Annotated in this window: 17 protein-coding genes; 1 reads left to right on the forward strand and 16 read right to left on the reverse strand. The window is 39.1% G+C overall.

Going from position 1 to position 16,777, the window contains the following annotated elements; all coding sequences use genetic code 11:
• Positions 1–12: 12 nt before the first annotated feature.
• The 3 genes from sdaAB to N7Z68_RS06395 all read right to left on the reverse strand — a co-directional run bounded on the left by sdaAB (position 13) and on the right by N7Z68_RS06395 (position 2,868).
• Positions 13–675, reverse strand: a complete 663-nt coding sequence (gene sdaAB / locus N7Z68_RS06385; protein WP_275117630.1) for an L-serine ammonia-lyase, iron-sulfur-dependent subunit beta — start codon at positions 673–675, stop codon at positions 13–15.
• A gap of 126 nt (positions 676–801) precedes the next feature.
• Positions 802–2,484, reverse strand: a complete 1,683-nt coding sequence (locus N7Z68_RS06390) for a DAK2 domain-containing protein (RefSeq protein ID WP_275117631.1) — start codon at positions 2,482–2,484, stop codon at positions 802–804.
• Positions 2,485–2,505: 21 nt separating this feature from the next.
• Positions 2,506–2,868, reverse strand: coding sequence for an Asp23/Gls24 family envelope stress response protein (locus N7Z68_RS06395; protein WP_275117632.1), 363 nt, complete (start codon positions 2,866–2,868; stop codon positions 2,506–2,508).
• 228 nt (positions 2,869–3,096) lie between these two features.
• Between N7Z68_RS06395 and rpmB the strand changes: the two genes are divergently transcribed.
• Positions 3,097–3,285 carry a 50S ribosomal protein L28 gene (gene rpmB, locus N7Z68_RS06400; RefSeq protein ID WP_275117633.1) on the forward strand — a complete coding sequence of 63 codons (189 nt, stop codon included), beginning with the start codon at positions 3,097–3,099 and terminating at the stop codon, positions 3,283–3,285.
• 206 nt (positions 3,286–3,491) lie between these two features.
• Here rpmB and spoVM read toward each other — a convergent pair whose 3' ends face one another.
• From spoVM to remA, 13 genes are all read right to left on the reverse strand, one after another.
• On the reverse strand, positions 3,492–3,572 hold the full coding sequence (gene spoVM / locus N7Z68_RS06405) for a stage V sporulation protein SpoVM (protein WP_075385605.1): 81 nt from the start codon (positions 3,570–3,572) through the stop codon (positions 3,492–3,494).
• Between the two features lie 271 nt (positions 3,573–3,843).
• Entirely contained in the window at positions 3,844–4,488 is a 645-nt protein-coding gene (gene rpe, locus N7Z68_RS06410) for a ribulose-phosphate 3-epimerase (protein WP_275117634.1), read from the reverse strand.
• Positions 4,489–4,490: 2 nt separating this feature from the next.
• Complete coding sequence (rsgA, locus tag N7Z68_RS06415) at positions 4,491–5,372, reverse strand: ribosome small subunit-dependent GTPase A (RefSeq protein ID WP_275117635.1); 882 nt, start codon at positions 5,370–5,372, stop codon at positions 4,491–4,493.
• An 87-nt stretch (positions 5,373–5,459) separates the two neighbouring features.
• Positions 5,460–7,436, reverse strand: a complete 1,977-nt coding sequence (gene pknB, locus N7Z68_RS06420) for a Stk1 family PASTA domain-containing Ser/Thr kinase (RefSeq protein WP_275117636.1) — start codon at positions 7,434–7,436, stop codon at positions 5,460–5,462.
• 5 nt (positions 7,437–7,441) lie between these two features.
• Positions 7,442–8,194, reverse strand: coding sequence for a Stp1/IreP family PP2C-type Ser/Thr phosphatase (locus N7Z68_RS06425; RefSeq protein WP_275117637.1), 753 nt, complete (start codon positions 8,192–8,194; stop codon positions 7,442–7,444).
• Positions 8,195–8,201: 7 nt separating this feature from the next.
• A complete protein-coding gene (gene rlmN / locus N7Z68_RS06430; protein WP_275117638.1) occupies positions 8,202–9,290 on the reverse strand; it encodes a dual-specificity RNA methyltransferase RlmN in 1,089 nt (362 codons plus the stop codon).
• Between the two features lie 23 nt (positions 9,291–9,313).
• Positions 9,314–10,663 carry a 16S rRNA (cytosine(967)-C(5))-methyltransferase RsmB gene (rsmB, locus tag N7Z68_RS06435; protein ID WP_275117639.1) on the reverse strand — a complete coding sequence of 450 codons (1,350 nt, stop codon included), beginning with the start codon at positions 10,661–10,663 and terminating at the stop codon, positions 9,314–9,316.
• Between the two features lies 1 nt (position 10,664).
• Positions 10,665–11,600 (reverse strand): methionyl-tRNA formyltransferase, encoded by a 936-nt coding sequence (fmt, locus tag N7Z68_RS06440; protein WP_275117640.1) that lies wholly within the window; start codon positions 11,598–11,600, stop codon positions 10,665–10,667.
• A 47-nt stretch (positions 11,601–11,647) separates the two neighbouring features.
• Positions 11,648–14,059, reverse strand: a complete 2,412-nt coding sequence (priA, locus tag N7Z68_RS06445; protein WP_275117641.1) for a primosomal protein N' — start codon at positions 14,057–14,059, stop codon at positions 11,648–11,650.
• Positions 14,056–15,270, reverse strand: coding sequence for a bifunctional phosphopantothenoylcysteine decarboxylase/phosphopantothenate--cysteine ligase CoaBC (gene coaBC, locus N7Z68_RS06450; protein WP_275117642.1), 1,215 nt, complete (start codon positions 15,268–15,270; stop codon positions 14,056–14,058). The genes priA and coaBC overlap by 4 nt, the downstream gene beginning before the upstream one ends.
• 170 nt (positions 15,271–15,440) lie before the next feature.
• Positions 15,441–15,647, reverse strand: a complete 207-nt coding sequence (rpoZ, locus tag N7Z68_RS06455) for a DNA-directed RNA polymerase subunit omega (protein ID WP_275117643.1) — start codon at positions 15,645–15,647, stop codon at positions 15,441–15,443.
• A 1-nt stretch (position 15,648) separates the two neighbouring features.
• On the reverse strand, positions 15,649–16,263 hold the full coding sequence (gene gmk / locus N7Z68_RS06460) for a guanylate kinase (protein ID WP_275117644.1): 615 nt from the start codon (positions 16,261–16,263) through the stop codon (positions 15,649–15,651).
• Positions 16,264–16,365: 102 nt separating this feature from the next.
• A complete protein-coding gene (gene remA / locus N7Z68_RS06465) occupies positions 16,366–16,626 on the reverse strand; it encodes an extracellular matrix/biofilm regulator RemA (RefSeq protein WP_075385592.1) in 261 nt (86 codons plus the stop codon).
• Positions 16,627–16,777: the final 151 nt, after the last annotated feature.

Consider the following 16,777-nt stretch of genomic DNA (forward strand, 5'->3'; position numbering starts at 1 on the left):
ACCTCCAAGTTATCAGTCATGGATTTTCGTCACTTTATTGATATTAGGTAGTGCTTCCATTTCTTTAAGTAAAGTCTCATCCACATTTTGATCAACCTCAATAACCATTAAAGCTTCTTGACCTTTTTCTTTTCTCGATACTTCCATATGACCGATGTTAATTTGATATTTGGCTAATATATTTGAAACATTTGCAATCACTCCATAACGATCGTTATGAACGACTAAGATAGCCGGGTGATTTCCTGAAAGCTTTAAGTCAAAACCGTTCAATTCAATAATTTCTATTTTTCCGCCGCCAATAGAAATCCCGACTAATTCCAATTTGTCGTTATCATCACCAAGAATAATCTTTGCCGTATTCGGATGATCGGTAACAGCTTCTTCCTCATAAAAATTAATTTCAATTCCTTTTGCTCCCGCAATGTTGACAGCACTAGTAATCCGCTTATCAAATGTATCAAAATCCAATAAACCGCCAACGATGGCGACGTCTGTTCCATGTCCTTTGTATGTTTTCGAGAAGGAACCGTAGAAGTATATATTAGCCCATTTGGGCTCTTTTCCAAATAAGGTCCTGGCAACACGACCAATTCTTGCCGCACCTGCTGTGTGTGAACTTGATGGACCAATCATAATGGGTCCGATAATGTCAAAAACTGTGCGATACTTCAATCTTTCCACCTCATTTTAAAAAATGAGGATGACCCAAGCAAAGTGTCCAAGCTCCTCACTCACAAATGACCTCGTGAAAAAGCGAGAAGCACAGACACTTAGAGTCAGCCTCATCAAAAGTTATCTTTATTCAACTGAGAAAATAAACGAATACAGTGGCTGTTTACCTTCATGAATTTCTACTTCAATCTCTTCGAAGTTTTCTGCAACATAAGAGGTAATCTCTGCTACTGTTTCTTCTGTTGTTCCCTCTCCCCAAATAATTGTTAGGATTTCAGAACCTTCATCTAACATATTTTCTAACAATTTCTTCGTAACCTCAACTAGCGCAGGTCCAGACGAGATGATGGTTTTTTCAGAAATCCCCATAAAATCGTCTTTTTTAATTTCAATACCGTCCATATTCGTATCTCGAACAGCATACGTTACTTGGCCGGTTTTTACATTAGACATCGCATCTTTCATAGTTGAACTGTTGTTCTCAAGTGACGTCAATGGATTAAAAGCAAGCAGTGCAGCTAACCCTTGAGGTACTGTTTTAGATGGAACAACAATGACTTCAGCATCAGCAACTTGCGCCGCTTGTTCAGCAGCCATAATGATATTCCCGTTATTAGGCAAAACAACTACTTTATGAGCATTTGTTTTATGTATAGCAGTAACGATATCTTCTGTACTTGGATTCATCGTTTGACCGCCTGGAATGACAACAGTTGCTCCTAATCCTTTAAATAGCTCTTCGATGCCTTCACCCATGGAAACTGTTACTACACCATATTCACTCTTTTCTTTTGGAGTCTCAGTTGTAGTATCTTCACCATACGCTGCTTTTGTTTCATCTAATAAATGAGTATGTTGCTCTCTCATATTTTCAATCTTAATATTAATTAGATTACCGTAACGTTGAGCACAGTTTAATATTTCACCAGGTGACTCAGCATGAATATGTACCTTTAGTAGGTCTTCATCAGAAACAACTAGCAGGGAATCCCCTAATTGATCTAATTCTTTACGGAAGTCATTTTCCGAAAATGGAGATGCTTTTAATTTTTCCTCGTCAAATTTAACCATCACTTCTGTACAATAGCCAAATTCAATATCTTCGGTCGCTAACATGCTTTGAGCGTTATGATGTTCAATTTTAACGAGATCTTCCATTGAAGGCGTTTCCACTTCTTGACTGACAATCGTTTCTCCTTTTAAGACTGCAAGAAAACCTTCATAAATATAAACTAGACCTTGACCACCTGAATCGACGACACCTACTTCTTTTAAGACAGGTAATAAATCTGGAGTACGTTTTAGCGAAGCCTTAGCCTCTGTCAATACACTTTCCATCATTGCAAGAGCATCGTCGCTTTTTTTAGCAAATTTTCCAGCTGCTTTTGCACTATCTTTCGCAACTGTTAAGATCGTACCTTCCACAGGTTTCATTACCGCTTTATATGCTGTCGTTACACCTAATTCAAAGGCGGCTGCTAATTCTTTGCCATCAATAGAACTTTTTCCTTCGACACCCTTGGCAAAGCCTCTAAAAAGCTGAGATAAGATAACCCCTGAGTTTCCTCTTGCTCCCATTAACAAACCTTTAGAAAAAGCTTGGGCAACAGTTGAAACTTTTTGAACGGGGGCTTGTCTGACTTCTTTAACTCCAGACGTAATCGTCAAGTTCATATTCGTACCTGTATCACCATCTGGTACAGGGAACACATTCAACGCATCTACGACTTTAGCGTGTTTTGTTAAATTAGCGCCACCTTGAATAAACATTTGCGCTAATTGACTAGCATCGATCACTTTTCTTGACACAAATCTTTCCTCCTAACTCACTTAAGGGTTGATTACTCGCACCCCTTGAACAAAAATGTTCACTGAGTCTACAACCAAACCTAACATTTTCTCTAGTTGATACTTAACTTTCGTTTGTACGTTATGAGCTACTTCAGAAATTTTTGTACCATAACTTACAATGATGTACATGTCGATATGAATTTCATCTTCTTCTTCTCGAATGACAACACCACGTTGAAAGTTTTCTTTACCTAAGATCTCACTTAAGCCATCTTTAAGTTGTTTTTGTGAAGCCATGCCTACAATTCCATAACAGTCGACAGCAGCTCCCCCAGCGATAGTCGCTACAACATCTTTAGAAACATCGATAATTCCCATTTGCGTTTTTAACTCTACAGGCATTACAGTCTCCCCCTTTTATTAAAATGTTTGGGTATCGTCATTTTACTATACTATATCTAATTTTAAAAGCTATCTGTATCCTCTTTTGCTGTCAAGCATGAATACTTGATAAAAATTGTTGGAAACTGTTGCATTCTAAAAAACCCTATGCTAAGATATTCGAGTATGAATTAAAAATCGAACAGCTGATTCGATTGGATTAACTGGGTTTAAGGAGGTGCGTATATAATGGCACGTACATGTTATATTACTGGTAGAAAAGCACGCACAGGGAACCAACGTTCACACGCGATGAATAAAACTAAGCGCAAATGGGGCGCTAACGTTCAAAAAGTTCGCATTTTAGTTGACGGTAAACCAAAACGAGTTTATGTTTCTGCTCGTGCGTTAAAGTCTGGTAAAGTAGAGCGCGTATAAGACAAGTCTACTATAAGTGTAGACGAAACGAAGATATTTCATGCTTCGTTTAAGAAACAAGAGGCTGACAATTGTCGACCTCTTGTTTTTTTGTTGCATTTTCGGTGCCAGGCACCTTTAGCGCAGTAGCGCACAAAAGGTGCCTGGCACCGAAGAACCAAATAATGCACCGTCTTTAGGCAGTTACGGTGCATTTTTGGGGATTTTTAATTTTTTTTAAATGAACCTAGAATTGCTCTGACAAACCCGCCAATAAACTTAGGCAGCTTGATCGTATAAAATTTCATAGCTCCTCCTCCTCAACATGAATTGCCACCGACTTACGAATAAATGAAGGATAATGACATGAAGAATGCTCATTTATACTAGTATATTCATCACTGACAAAATAGTACCCATTTTTTTCATGTGAGAACTATATGAGTTCTACCCTTTCTATCTACCCTACAATCATTCATATGCAAAACTACCTCTGTTATGCAACTTGGTTTTTAAAAATAGGACAAACAGACTTCATTTTTTTTGGACGGAACCATTTCGGTGTTAAGGAGGAACGAATTATCCTCTAATCGCTTGAATCGCTCTAGCGCGGTCCTCTTTACTATAAACAGCAGAACCTGCTACAAGTACATTAGCACCAGCTTCGATGCATAAGCGTGCTGTTTCTTCATTCACTCCGCCATCTACCTCTATATCAATGTTAAGTTTCTTTGATTTAGCCATTTCTGAAACAGCTGTAATTTTAGGCAGGACGCTATGTATAAACTTCTGACCACCAAAACCAGGGTTTACAGTCATTAAGAGAACCATATCTAAATCATTGATAATGTGTTGAATCGTATCCACTGGTGTTGCTGGGTTTAGAACGACACCAGCTTTTACACCTTGCTCTTTTATCAGATGGATCGTTCTGTGAAGATGTGGACAGGCCTCAACATGAACAGTTATAATATCTGCTCCAGCCTTAGCGAACTGTGGAATATATTGATCAGGGTTTTCAATCATCAAATGAACATCTAAAGGAAGCGTTGTAACTGGACGAATAGCTTCAACAATTAACGGTCCAATGGTAATATTCGGTACGAAATGGCCATCCATTACATCGACATGGATATAATCGGCGCCGCCTCGTTCCACATCTTTGATTTCTTCACCGAGTTTTGAAAAATCTGCAGATAAAATGGATGGGGCTATTTTGATCATGATTAGTACCTCCGCTTTTGACTTTTAATTTCTTCTAAAAATTGTAGATAATGTTCATAACGATATTTCAAGATTTCTTCTGTTTCAACTGCCGCTTTAACTGCACATTTCGGCTCACTTGTATGAGTACACCCGCGAAACTTACAAGCACCTGTTCTTTCTTTCATCTCAGGAAAATAAAGCGATAAATCTTCAGCCTCAATATCAACAAAATCTAAAGAACTAAACCCTGGTGTATCTGCGACTAACCCTTCGCCAACAGCTAAAAGCTCGACATGCCTCGTCGTATGCTTCCCACGCCCTAAATGAGTAGAGATTTCGTTCGTCTCGATATCAAGTTCTGGATGGAGCGTATTTAGAAGTGACGACTTGCCGACTCCGGATTGGCCAGCAATCACAGTCACTTTATCTTTTAAATACGGAATTAGAGTTTCTATCCCTTCTTTTGTTTCAATCGATGTCATAATTACGGTATATCCAATTCTCTCATAGTCTTCTTTAAACTGCTCAATCTTTTGCTGTTTCGCTTCGTCTAATAAGTCTACTTTGCTAATGCAAATAATCGGCTCAATATAATGAGCTTCTATATGTACTAAAAACCGATTTAAAAGTAATGGGCTAAAATTGGGTTCTAATGCAGAAAACACTAAAATAGCTTGATTAATATTGGCAATAGGCGGCCGAATCATTTCATTTTCCCGTTCATAAATATCTAAAATATATCCATCTGTTCGATTTTCAGCTTCAAAATGAACAAAATCACCTACGAGCGGTTTTATATTTTGATTACGAAAAACTCCTCGACCACGACATTGAAACATACCATCCTCATTATGGACGTAATAGAAGCCACTTAAGGCTTTGACTATTCTTCCTTCTGGCATGAAATCCTCCTGATTATTTGAGGCTGTGACAACGTACCGGTCAACAACCTATACTTGAAACAGCCTCATTATTAATTTCCCTAAGATTTAATAAGTGTAAGTATAATCCTTATAATGTTCCCCATTAATATAAAGTTTAACAATCGCATCATTTCTTGGAGTAACAACTAAATTGATACGAAACGTGTCTGACTCTAATAATCTATCGTCAAAGTGGACTTTCTCACCGTCTGTCGTAGCATCTTCATATCGAATTAATATATGCGGGTCGTCCCCTTCATCTACTTGGATAGGAATAGTACTTATTACAGTTCTACGCGGTTCGGTTTCAGGTTCTCGCTCTTCTTTCTTTTCTTCTTGTTTCTTCGGTTCGGGACCTTTAGAAATCGTAAGAGCGACTTCAGAACCTTTTTTAACCTGTATAAAAGCACTTGGTGATTGAGAGATAACCTGGTCTTTTTGAACATCATTAGAGTGTGCATACGTTACTTTAGCTAACAATCCTACACCATCTAAATAATTATAAGCTTCTCGCTCTGTTAATCCGCGTAAATTATTTAAACTTACTGTCTGTTCAACACTATACGTTAAATAGACCGTTGTTTCCTCAACAATTACAGGTGTACCCGGTTCTGGAACTTGGGTAAGAATGACACCTGGTGTTTCATCTGATTCACGTTCAGCCCATTCAATATTCTTAAAATCACCAAGAATTCGTTCAGCTCGTTCTCGCTGCATTCCCACGACTTCAGGCATTTCAAACTTCTCTTGCCCCTCACTTACAAACAGCTTTACTCTGCTTCCTACTTTTACGACCGAACCACCAGCTGGATCTTGACGAATGACATGATCCTTTGGCACCTCTTCGTGTACCATTCTCTCGAGTTCTACTGCTAACCCAAGATCTTTTAACAGCGTTTCAGCTTCTTCAACTTCTTCGCCGACGACATTAATAACTTCGACTTCATCAACTTTTAACAGACTAGGAAAAAGTGCAAATGCGGCTACACCTGAGCCGATGATTAAGAAAAATAACACAAAGATAAACGTTAACCATCGATTTTTCTTTTTCTTTTTTGGTTTTTCCTCTGGTTTAGCTTCTTCTTTTTGAGCTTTATTAACTGGTGGTCTTGCTTCAATTGTTGCATCTAGATCTTTAATAGTATTATCGTTTTTGATAATTGGAATCGCTTTTGTAACATCGTCTTCCTCACTAGGAATTACAAATTTAGGTTCATTCGCCCGAGCTGGTTCCAAAGATGTTTCTAGATCCTCTCCCATTTCCAATGCACTTTCATACCGGTGGAATGCATCTTTTGCCGTTGAACGTAGAATAATATTCTCGAGACTTTGTGGAATTAGACGATTAACTTTCTTTGGCGAGGGAACATCTTCTTGTAAATGCTTTAATGCAATCGTAACTGCTGTGTCTCCAGAGAATGGAACTTGACCGGTTACCATTTCATACAGGACAATTCCGAGAGAATAAATATCAGACCTGTACGTAACAACTCCACCTCTAGCTTGTTCAGGTGAAAGATAGTGAACAGATCCCATGACAGAGTTTGTATGTGTAATCGTTGCACTAGACATCGCACGGGCAATACCAAAATCAGTGACTTTAGCTTCGCCTTCAGAACTGATTAAAATATTGTGAGGTTTAATATCCCTGTGAACAATTTGATTCGCATGGGCGTGTGCAATTGCTGATGTCACTTGCATCATTATATCGACTGTTTCATCAAGCGAAAGCGCCCCTCGGTCTTGAATTAATTCTTTTAACGTTGGGCCTTCAACGTATTCCATTACAATGTAATAAACATCTTCTTCTTCACCAACATCAAATATGCTGACAACATTCGGATGAGCTAAACTTGTAGCTGCCTGCGCCTCACGCCGAAAACGTTTGATGAACTGCTCATCTCTTGAAAACTGCGGTTGTAAAACTTTTACGGCAACGATCCGATCAAGGATAACATCACGTGCTTTGTACACATAAGCCATCCCACCGCCGCCAATAGTTTCTAAAATATGATAACGTCCGTTAATACGTGTACCTATCATAAGCGTCACTCCTGTTCCTGACGGTCATGAGAATAGTGGACAATAGCGACAGTAATATTATCTTCTCCTCCACGATCATTAGCTAAGTTAATGAGTTTGTCCACTTTTTGATTAACGTTATCATTTAACCGAAGAATATCCTCTATTTCATTATCTGTTACTTTATTTGACAGACCGTCTGAACAAAGAATGATGGTGTTGCCTTCTTCCCAATCAATCGTTTCAATATCCATCTTAATCGTTGGTTCTGTTCCTAGTGCACGTAATAATACATTTTTTCTAGGGTGATGCTCAGCTTGTTCTTCTGTAATCTGCCCCGTACGTACTAGTTCATTTACTAAAGAATGATCTGATGTCTTTTGTTGAAAACCACAGTTATTTTGTAAATAACCACGACTATCTCCTACGTGTCCAATGGACACCAACTCCTCAGTACAAACCGCGATAACTACAGTCGTACCCATCCCTTGGCATTCTCGGTGTTCTTTCGAATGTAAAAAAAGTTTTTCATTCACATCTTGAATTGCTTCATTAAGCCATTGTTCGATATCTGTTGGTTTTGAAAGCTCAGCAGTACGCAACCATTTTTCCTTTAATAAGTCACTTGTCATTTGACTTGCAACATCACCAGCTTGATGCCCGCCCATACCATCAGCAACAACTGCCAAGACAGCACCATTCGGATGTAGGAAAATCCCGCCACTATCTTCATTATGAGGCCTTACCTTGCCAACATTTGAATTAAATGCAAATTTCACTTATTACTCACCTCGTCTCCTCTTTACGCTCCTTCGCACGGAGCTGACCACAAGCAGCATCAATATCATGTCCTTGCTCTCTTCGTATCGTGACATTAATCCCGCGATTTTTCAAGATTTTTTCAAAAGCAAAGATTTGATCTCTTGGTGTGCGCTTATAATCTCTTTCTAATACAAAATTGACTGGGATTAAATTGACATGACATTTTACATTTTTTATTAAATCAGCCAACTCTTCAGCGTGTTCATCTTGGTCGTTCACGCCTCCAAATAAACCATACTCAAACGTCACTCGACGTCCTGTTTTATTTGTATAGTAATTAATGGACTCCATTAATTTAGACAACGAATACGCACGGTTAATGGGCATAAGTTTCGACCGTATTTGTGTATTCGGTGCATGCAATGATATCGCAAAATTAATTTGCAGTCCTTCATCTGCAAATTTGTAAATATACGGAACAATCCCGCTGGTGGAAACCGTAATATGCCTAGCTCCAATATTTAACCCTTGATCATGGTTAATCGTTCTTAGGAACGATACGAGTGCCTCATAATTATCAAACGGCTCTCCTATCCCCATAACAACTACGGAACTTACTCGTTCGCCCACTTCGTCCATGGCTCGTTGTGCCTCTAATACTTGAGCATCAATTTCTCCAGCTTCTAAGTTGCGTTTCAAGCCGCCTAATGTAGAAGCACAGAACGTACAACCAATCCGGCAGCCAACTTGAGTGGTTACACAAACACTATTTCCATAATTATGGCGCATAATAACAGTTTCAATAGAGTAGCCATCATGAAGTTCAAACAGAAATTTCACTGTGCCATCACTAGATTCTTGTTTCGTCACTGTTTTTAACGTAGTTAATGTAAACTGTTGGGCAAGCTTATTACGAAGGTCCATCGATAAATTCGTCATCGCCTCAAACGAGTCCACTCGTTTACTATAAAGCCATTCATACACTTGCCCTGCTCTAAATGCAGGTTCATTATTTTCTTTTAACCACTGTTTTAATTCATTAAATTGAAGCGAATAAATAGAAGGCAATTTTTCTGTATCCATCAACTTTGATTTTGTGTTTTGATCCTCCATAAGAACTCCCTTCATTTCCACTGTTATTGTTTAATCATAGCTGTTATAAAAAATCCATCTGTATTAAAGTGATGGGGTAATATCGTTAAGCTGCCCTCTTCAAATTTCGCTTTTTCAGAAATATGTTGAGGCAGGCGCTCACTTAAAGATGAATCCAGTCGGAAATCATCATGGCTGTCTAAAAACCATTGTACCATCTCCTCATTCTCAGTACGGTCGATAGTACAAGTACTATAAACAAGTCTTCCACCTGGTTTTAAAAGTGGTACAACAGCTGTTAAAATTTCCTTTTGAATGTTTTGAATTGCTTCAATATCTTTGACACTCTTGGTCCATTTTATATCTGGTTTTCTGCGGATGACACCCAGACCTGAACAAGGAGCATCCACTAAGATTGCATCAAAACTAGCTTTTTCAAAAGAATCCTTTGCAAGCCTTGCATCCATTGTCTTTCCTGCAACTGACTTTAACTGCAGTCGTTCACATAATTGCTGAATGAGTTTCACTTTATGATCATGCAGGTCAAGTGCGGTCACTCGACCCTTATCATTCATTTGTTCTGCCAGATGCGTGGATTTCCCGCCTGGTGCAGCACAACAATCTAATACATGCATTCCTTCTTCTGGAGCAAGCGCTCTTGCAACAAGCATTGAACTTTCATCTTGTATAGTAATGACACCATTTTTAAATGCTTCCGTATGTGTAACATTTCCTTTTTCAATAATAAGAGCATCATTAGAAAGGTATCCTCGTACCGTATCTATTCCTTCCTGACTTAGAAGCTCAATCGCTTCCTCTATTGATGCTTTCGTCTGGTTAACTCGTACCGTCACTTGAGGAGGTTCTAAATTAGTCAGGCACATTTGTCTTGCCTCTTCAAATCCATATTGCGCAACTAGGCGTCTCACTAACCATAATGGATGACTAGTTTCAATTGCTAAACGATTTACATCATCCTTAACTTCATCAAACGATCGTAATTCCTGTCTTCTCACATTCCGTAAAACGCCATTAACCATTCCAGAAATTCCTTGGTGTCCTCTTCGCTTTGCAATTGTTACCGCTTCATGTACGATTGCACGATCGGGAACACGATCCAAATAAATCATTTGATATAAGGATAACCTCAATAACACTCGCACCCAGTCATCTAGCTTTTTAACACCTTTTTTTATAAATGGCTCTAAATAAAAGTCAAGTGTATCACGGCGTTGAACAGTACCGTAGACAATTTCGGTTAATAATCCTACATCTCGTTGGTCTAAGTTTGCTTTTTTCACCGTCTGATTTAAAAGCAAATTACTATAGGCCTGATTTTTTTCAATTTGAAGTAAAACATCTAGTGCAACATCGCGAATTGTCTTTTGTTTCATACTAATCTCCTAGCTTGTCTCCTGTTGTAATGCCTGCACCACGCAGAAATTGCCCGGCAAGCATTCGTTTTTTCCCTGCTGGTTGCAAGTCTGTTACTTTTATAGCGGTTTCGTTTCCAGTTGCCACAATAAATCCATCCTCTTCAACGGCTATTACGGTTCCTGGTTCAACCTTTTGAGTTGTTGCTGTTTTTTGCCCCCACCAAATCTTCATCGGTTGGCCGCCAAAAGTAGTGAAAGCAACCGGCCACGGGTGAAGCCCTCGAATTTGGTTATAAATTTCTTCACCGGGTTTATTCCAATCAATCTTCTCTTGCTCCCTAGTAATATTCCAAGCATAAGTCACTTCTTCATCGTTTTGTACAATAGGCTGAAGTTCACCACGAATAAGAGGTGGGATCGTTTCTGATAGTAACTTAGCCCCTGCTGCGCTTAACGTATTATGTAAGGAGCCTACATGATCTTCCTCTTCAATCGGCACGACAGTTTGCGTTAGTATATCGCCAGCATCTAATTTTTCAACCATATACATAATTGTAATTCCAGTTTCTTTTTGACCGTCTATTATTGATTTGTGAATTGGTGCTCCGCCACGGTATTTGGGTAATAAAGAAGCGTGGACGTTAATACAACCATACTTTGGTGTTTCTAATATTTCTTTCGGTAAAATTTGTCCAAATGCTGCGGTAACAATTAAATCTGGATTAAGAGCAAGGACCTTGTCTAACTCTTCTTTTTCTTTTATTTTTTCCGGTTGCAGGACAGTTAATCCATGTTTTTCTGCTTCCACTTTGACAGGAGGAGGAGTTAATACTCTTTTTCTTCCTTTAGGACGGTCAGGTTGTGTTACGACACCTGCAACTTCATATCCATCCTCAATCAATTGGCGTAATACTGGAACGGAAAAATCCGGTGTACCCATAAAAACTATTCTCATTCGTTAGATAACCTGCCTTTCTATATAAACACTGCTCTATTACAAACCTACATAAACATCTGCGGGTTCATATCAATTGAAATCTGCAAGTCTCCTCGTGCAGTTTCACGGCTGTAGTGCTGTTGAATTTCACGTAATATTTTTCCAAGCATTGGTTCATTTTTGTATTTTATCATGCATTGGTAGCGATATCTATTTTTTAACCGCGCAATCGGTGAAGCGACTGGACCTAAAATATTTGCTTCGCTAGTAAGTTGTTGCCTTAAAAATTGTGTAATTTTTTCTGTAACATGAATGACTTTAGGCAGTTCTTGGTGCGACACATTAATGAGTGCAATATGATAGTAAGGCGGATAGCCGCTTCCTTTTCTTATAAACATTTCTCGCTGAAAAAAGTTAACGAAATCATGTTCTTTTGAAAATTCAATACTATAATGCTCAGGTGTATATGTTTGTACAATTACTTCTCCCGGCAATTTGTGCCGCCCTGCTCTTCCGCTGACTTGTGTTAGCAGTTGAAATGTTCTTTCAGACGAGCGAAAATCTGGCAAGTGCAGCATCGTATCCGCAGTGAGAACACCGACGAGTGTAATATTAGGAAAATCCAGTCCTTTGGCAATCATTTGCGTACCAAGTAAAATATCTGCTTTTCCTTCACCAAAGTCTTTTAATAACTTTTGGTGAGATCCTTTTCTCCTTGTCGTATCAACATCCATTCGAATAACCCGTGCCTCTGGCAACACTTTTCCTAATTCTTCTTCCACACGCTGTGTCCCCGTTCCAAAGAAACGGACATGCTCGCTTGAACACGACGGACATGTTGTAATCATTCGTTCTTCATGTCCGCAATAATGACATCTCAGTGAGTGGTTTGTCTTATGATATGTAAAGGAAATGTCACAGTGCTCACAGGTAGCAACAAACCCGCAATCCCGGCACATCACAAAAGTCGAAAATCCGCGTCGGTTTAAGAGTAATACCATTTGTTCCTTTTTATCGATGCGGTCTTTCATCTTTTCAAACAATGCACTCGAAAACATAGATCGGTTTCCAGATCTAAGTTCTTCACGCATATCAACAACTTCTACGGTCGGAAGCGGGCCTTGATTTACTCGTTCACCTAATGTCAGCAGCTCATATCTGCCTACTTTTGCCCTCGCATACGTTTCTAAAGAAGGAGTAGCACTGCCTAACACCACAGGGCAACGATAATAACTTCCTCGAAAAATGGCCACATCTCTTGCATGATATTTGGGCATCTCCTCTTGCTTGTAGCTTCCTTCATGCTCTTCATCAATGATAATAATGCCTAAATTTTCAAAAGGAGCGAAAATAGCTGACCTTGCTCCAACGGCAACTCGTACTTCTTTACGGTGAATCTTCCGCCACTCATCATATTTCTCACCTAGTGAAAGGCCACTATGAAGAACAGCAACTTGAGAACCAAACCTCCCTTTAAATCTCTCAACCATCTGTGGGGTTAAGGAGATTTCAGGAACGAGAACAATGGCTTCTTTCCCTTCAGATAGAACCCGTTCAATTACTTGTAGGTATACTTCGGTTTTTCCACTGCCAGTAACACCATGTAATAAAAATGTTTTATGGGCCATTTCTTCAATTGAGCTAAGGATTGGTGTAGTCACTTGTTGCTGTTGATCCGTTAAAGGTAATGGTTTCGTTTTAGCAAATGATTCATTTATAAAAGGGTCTCTATAAAATTCTTCTTCTTTTTCGATAAGTACCCCTTTATCAATTAGGGATTTAACTGATTGGCGACTGCTTTGCGTCATCTTGATCAATCGTATTAAAGGAACTTGTCCATCATTTTCAATAAAATAGTGAACGACCGCTATCTGTTTTTCTGCTCGTTGTGGCAGACCTTCAACTAATTCCTTTAATTGCTCTTTAGATAACAAGCTTTCAATCATTCGGTGAGTTTGCTTTTTACCTTTATCCTTAACCGAATATTGGACTTCTAGTAAGCCACTCTTCACTGCATCTTTAATCGAAGGCAATAAACCAGGGTCCGTATCAACAATCTCACTCCACTTCACTAACGGTTGTTTTTTAAAAAACGGCTGGAGTGACGTAGGCAACAACTGACTTTCTTGCAAACAGAGAACTTGCTTTTCAACCTTTGTTTTTAATGCAGCAGGCAACATGACCTGGTAAGCTGAAATCTTATATGATAATGTTTGATCGGTTAACCAATTGCCTAATTCTAATAATTCCTCTGTTAAGACAGGTGTGACATCTAGTATTTCTTTAATATCTTTGAGTTTTTCAACAGTCGAACTTTCGGTTATCTCTACAACAAAACCTTGGATTGAGCGTGGACCAAAAGGAACAACGACCCTCATTCCTTTTTCCAGAACGTCATACCACTTATTGGGGATTTTATAATCAAACAGGCGATCGGTTTGTCCGCTTGGGACATCCACTATTACCCTAGCAATCATTCGCGAGAATTTCCTTGTTCATAATTAATGATTTCAGCGAGTAGTTGTTCGGCTACATCTCTTTTCGTCATAATCGGGAGCTCAATCGTTTCACCATTCTTTTTATAGATCGTTACTTTGTTTGTATCTCCCTTAAAACCAGCACCCGCTTCGGTTATGTTATTTGCAACAATTAAGTCTAAATTTTTACGCTCTAATTTTCCTTTGGCATACTCTTCCACTTTTTCAGTTTCTGCTGCAAACCCGACTAAGGTTTGATGCTTTTTTAATTCACCCAATGTGGCTAAGATATCGGTAGTGCGTTCTAATTCGATTACAGCATCTCCTGGCTTTTTCTTCATTTTTTCAGCATGAACAACTTTTGGCCGGTAATCAGCCACAGCAGCCGTCTTAACAACAACATCTGTTGAGGCAAAATGCTCCATGACGGCTTCATACATGTCTTGTGCCGAATCGACATTAATTCTTGTAACTCCTTTAGGTGTTGCTAATTGTGTCGGTCCTGAAATCAGAGTAACTTCAGCTCCAAGTCCTGCTGCTGCTTCAGCAATCTGGTAGCCCATCTTTCCGGAAGAATGGTTTGTAATGTAACGAACAGGGTCAATTTTCTCTTGTGTAGGCCCCGCTGTAATGAGAAATTGTTTGCCTTTGAGTGGTTGATACAACTCATTCGAAAAAAACTGATGGAGACGTTCAATAATTTGTTCTGGCTCAGCTAGTCGGCCTTTGCCAACATAGCCACATGCAAGAAAACCTTCATCAGGTTCAATAAAATGATATCCATATTCATTAAGTTTGTTTAGGTTGTTAACTACCGCTGGGTGTGCATACATATGTACATTCATTGCAGGCGCAACAAGCACAGGAGCAGTTGTTGCAAGTAACGTTGTAGAAATCATATCATCAGCAATGCCATTCGCTAACTTTCCAATCATATTCGCTGTTGCTGGTGCAATTAAAATTAAATCTGGCCAATCCGCCAAATCAATATGCGCAACACCACTTGGATCTTTTTCGTCAAATGTATTATTATATACAGGTTGCCTAGAAAGCGTTTGAAACGTTAATGGTGTGACAAACTGCTCAGCAGATTTAGTCATCATCACTTTTACAGTGGCACCTGCTTGCGATAACTTACTTGTTAATGCCGCGGCTTTAAAAACAGCAACACCACCCGTAACACATAGTAAAATTTTCTTTCCTTTTAACATACCTCTTCCCCCCATATAGATAGAAAAGTGTAAGGCGCTCGTTCCGAAGCGACCTCGAGCCGATAGCGCCTGTAACTAGACACAGAAAAGTGTAAGCGACTGTTCAGCGCTTACAGCTTTGAGAACTCGAATTTTTTTATGAAAAAACAACCTATTGGAAGAATAGGTTGTTAGTTTTCAAGGCGCTCATATTGAAGTTGATCTGATACAATTTCCTCTAAAGCAACACCTACTGGTTTATAAGAAACAGGTTTAACTACTAGAGGACCACGTTTTGAATCTTCTTTAATTTCACGAGCACGTTTAGATGATACCGTGACTAACGTATACTTTGAGTCTAACTTATCTAATAAAGAATCGATTGATGGATATAACAAATTACTCAACCTCCACTAATTGTTTATACTTCTCAATTAATCGTTCACGCTTACAATGCTCAGCTGTGACAATCGCCTTGATGCGGTTAACAGCTGCTTGGACTTCATCATTCTCTACGACGTAGTCATATTTCTTCATCATATCAATTTCCTCTTTAGCAACTGTCATGCGCTTATTAATGACATCAGCCGTTTCAGTGCCTCGGCCTTCAATTCTCTTTCTTAGCTCAGCTAAGCTCGGCGGCATCAGAAAGATAAACACACCTTCAGGTAAGCGTTCTTTTACTTTTAATGCACCCTGTACTTCAATCTCTAAAATGATGTCATTACCTTCGTCAATTGTTTTTTTAACATAATCAATCGGTGTACCATAATAGTTACCAACGTACTCGGCCCATTCTAGAAGCGCATCATTTTTTAGCATTTCTTCAAATTCATCTCTTGATTTAAAGAAGTAATTGACACCATCTACTTCTCCTTCACGTGGAGCACGAGTGGTTGCCGACACTGAGTATTGAATGTCTGTGTTCTCTTGACGAAGAGCCGAACAAACCGTTCCTTTCCCGACACCCGCAGGACCTGAGAGCACGATCAACAACCCTTTTTCCTTCTTCATAAATACCTCCGTTTAACTTGTCACTCTTTTTTTTCAATAGACAAGTCATTGTTAAAAAGTGTAAGAAACTCGGCATTAGCCGAGCAGCCCTTGTATGTATATCTAAGCGTCTTCTGATTCATCTTTGTTCGTTAGACGCTGTGCCACCGTTTCTGGTTGTACTGCACTTAAAATGACATGGTCGCTATCTGCGATGATGACAGCTCGAGTACGCCTGCCATATGTTGCATCAATCAACATGTTACGCTCTCTCGCTTCTTGAATAATTCTTTTTATTGGTGCAGACTCTGGACTTACAATTGAAATAATACGATTTGCAGATACGATGTTACCAAAGCCAATATTAATTAACTTAATGTTCATCTTTTCTCCCTCGCTTTTTGAGAGGAGTAAATAGGACAATGAGGCTAAACCCTCCTTAAGTAAAGGTAAGCTTGTGTCTTATCGCCAAAATAGAAAACTCACTCTCGATATTTTTCCCATCCTAAAATTACTATATACGAAGAACGGGCGT

Source organism: Alkalihalobacterium chitinilyticum (assembly GCF_029028005.1).
GTDB lineage: Bacteria > Bacillota > Bacilli > Bacillales > Bacillaceae_F > Alkalihalobacterium > Alkalihalobacterium chitinilyticum.

Coding starts and splice junctions, on each gene's coding strand:
- N7Z68_RS06395 (WP_275117632.1), bottom strand. CDS start 2,868: ATGCCTGTAGAGTTAAAAACGCAAATGGGAATTATCGATGTTTCTAAA.
- rpmB (WP_275117633.1), top strand. CDS start 3,097: ATGGCACGTACATGTTATATTACTGGTAGAAAAGCACGCACAGGGAAC.
- spoVM (WP_075385605.1), bottom strand. CDS start 3,572: ATGAAATTTTATACGATCAAGCTGCCTAAGTTTATTGGCGGGTTTGTC.
- rpe (WP_275117634.1), bottom strand. CDS start 4,488: ATGATCAAAATAGCCCCATCCATTTTATCTGCAGATTTTTCAAAACTC.
- rsgA (WP_275117635.1), bottom strand. CDS start 5,372: ATGCCAGAAGGAAGAATAGTCAAAGCCTTAAGTGGCTTCTATTACGTC.
- pknB (WP_275117636.1), bottom strand. CDS start 7,436: ATGATAGGTACACGTATTAACGGACGTTATCATATTTTAGAAACTATT.
- rlmN (WP_275117638.1), bottom strand. CDS start 9,290: ATGGAGGATCAAAACACAAAATCAAAGTTGATGGATACAGAAAAATTG.
- rsmB (WP_275117639.1), bottom strand. CDS start 10,663: ATGAAACAAAAGACAATTCGCGATGTTGCACTAGATGTTTTACTTCAA.
- fmt (WP_275117640.1), bottom strand. CDS start 11,600: ATGAGAATAGTTTTTATGGGTACACCGGATTTTTCCGTTCCAGTATTA.
- priA (WP_275117641.1), bottom strand. CDS start 14,059: ATGATTGCTAGGGTAATAGTGGATGTCCCAAGCGGACAAACCGATCGC.
- coaBC (WP_275117642.1), bottom strand. CDS start 15,270: ATGTTAAAAGGAAAGAAAATTTTACTATGTGTTACGGGTGGTGTTGCT.
- gmk (WP_275117644.1), bottom strand. CDS start 16,263: ATGAAGAAGGAAAAAGGGTTGTTGATCGTGCTCTCAGGTCCTGCGGGT.
- remA (WP_075385592.1), bottom strand. CDS start 16,626: ATGAACATTAAGTTAATTAATATTGGCTTTGGTAACATCGTATCTGCA.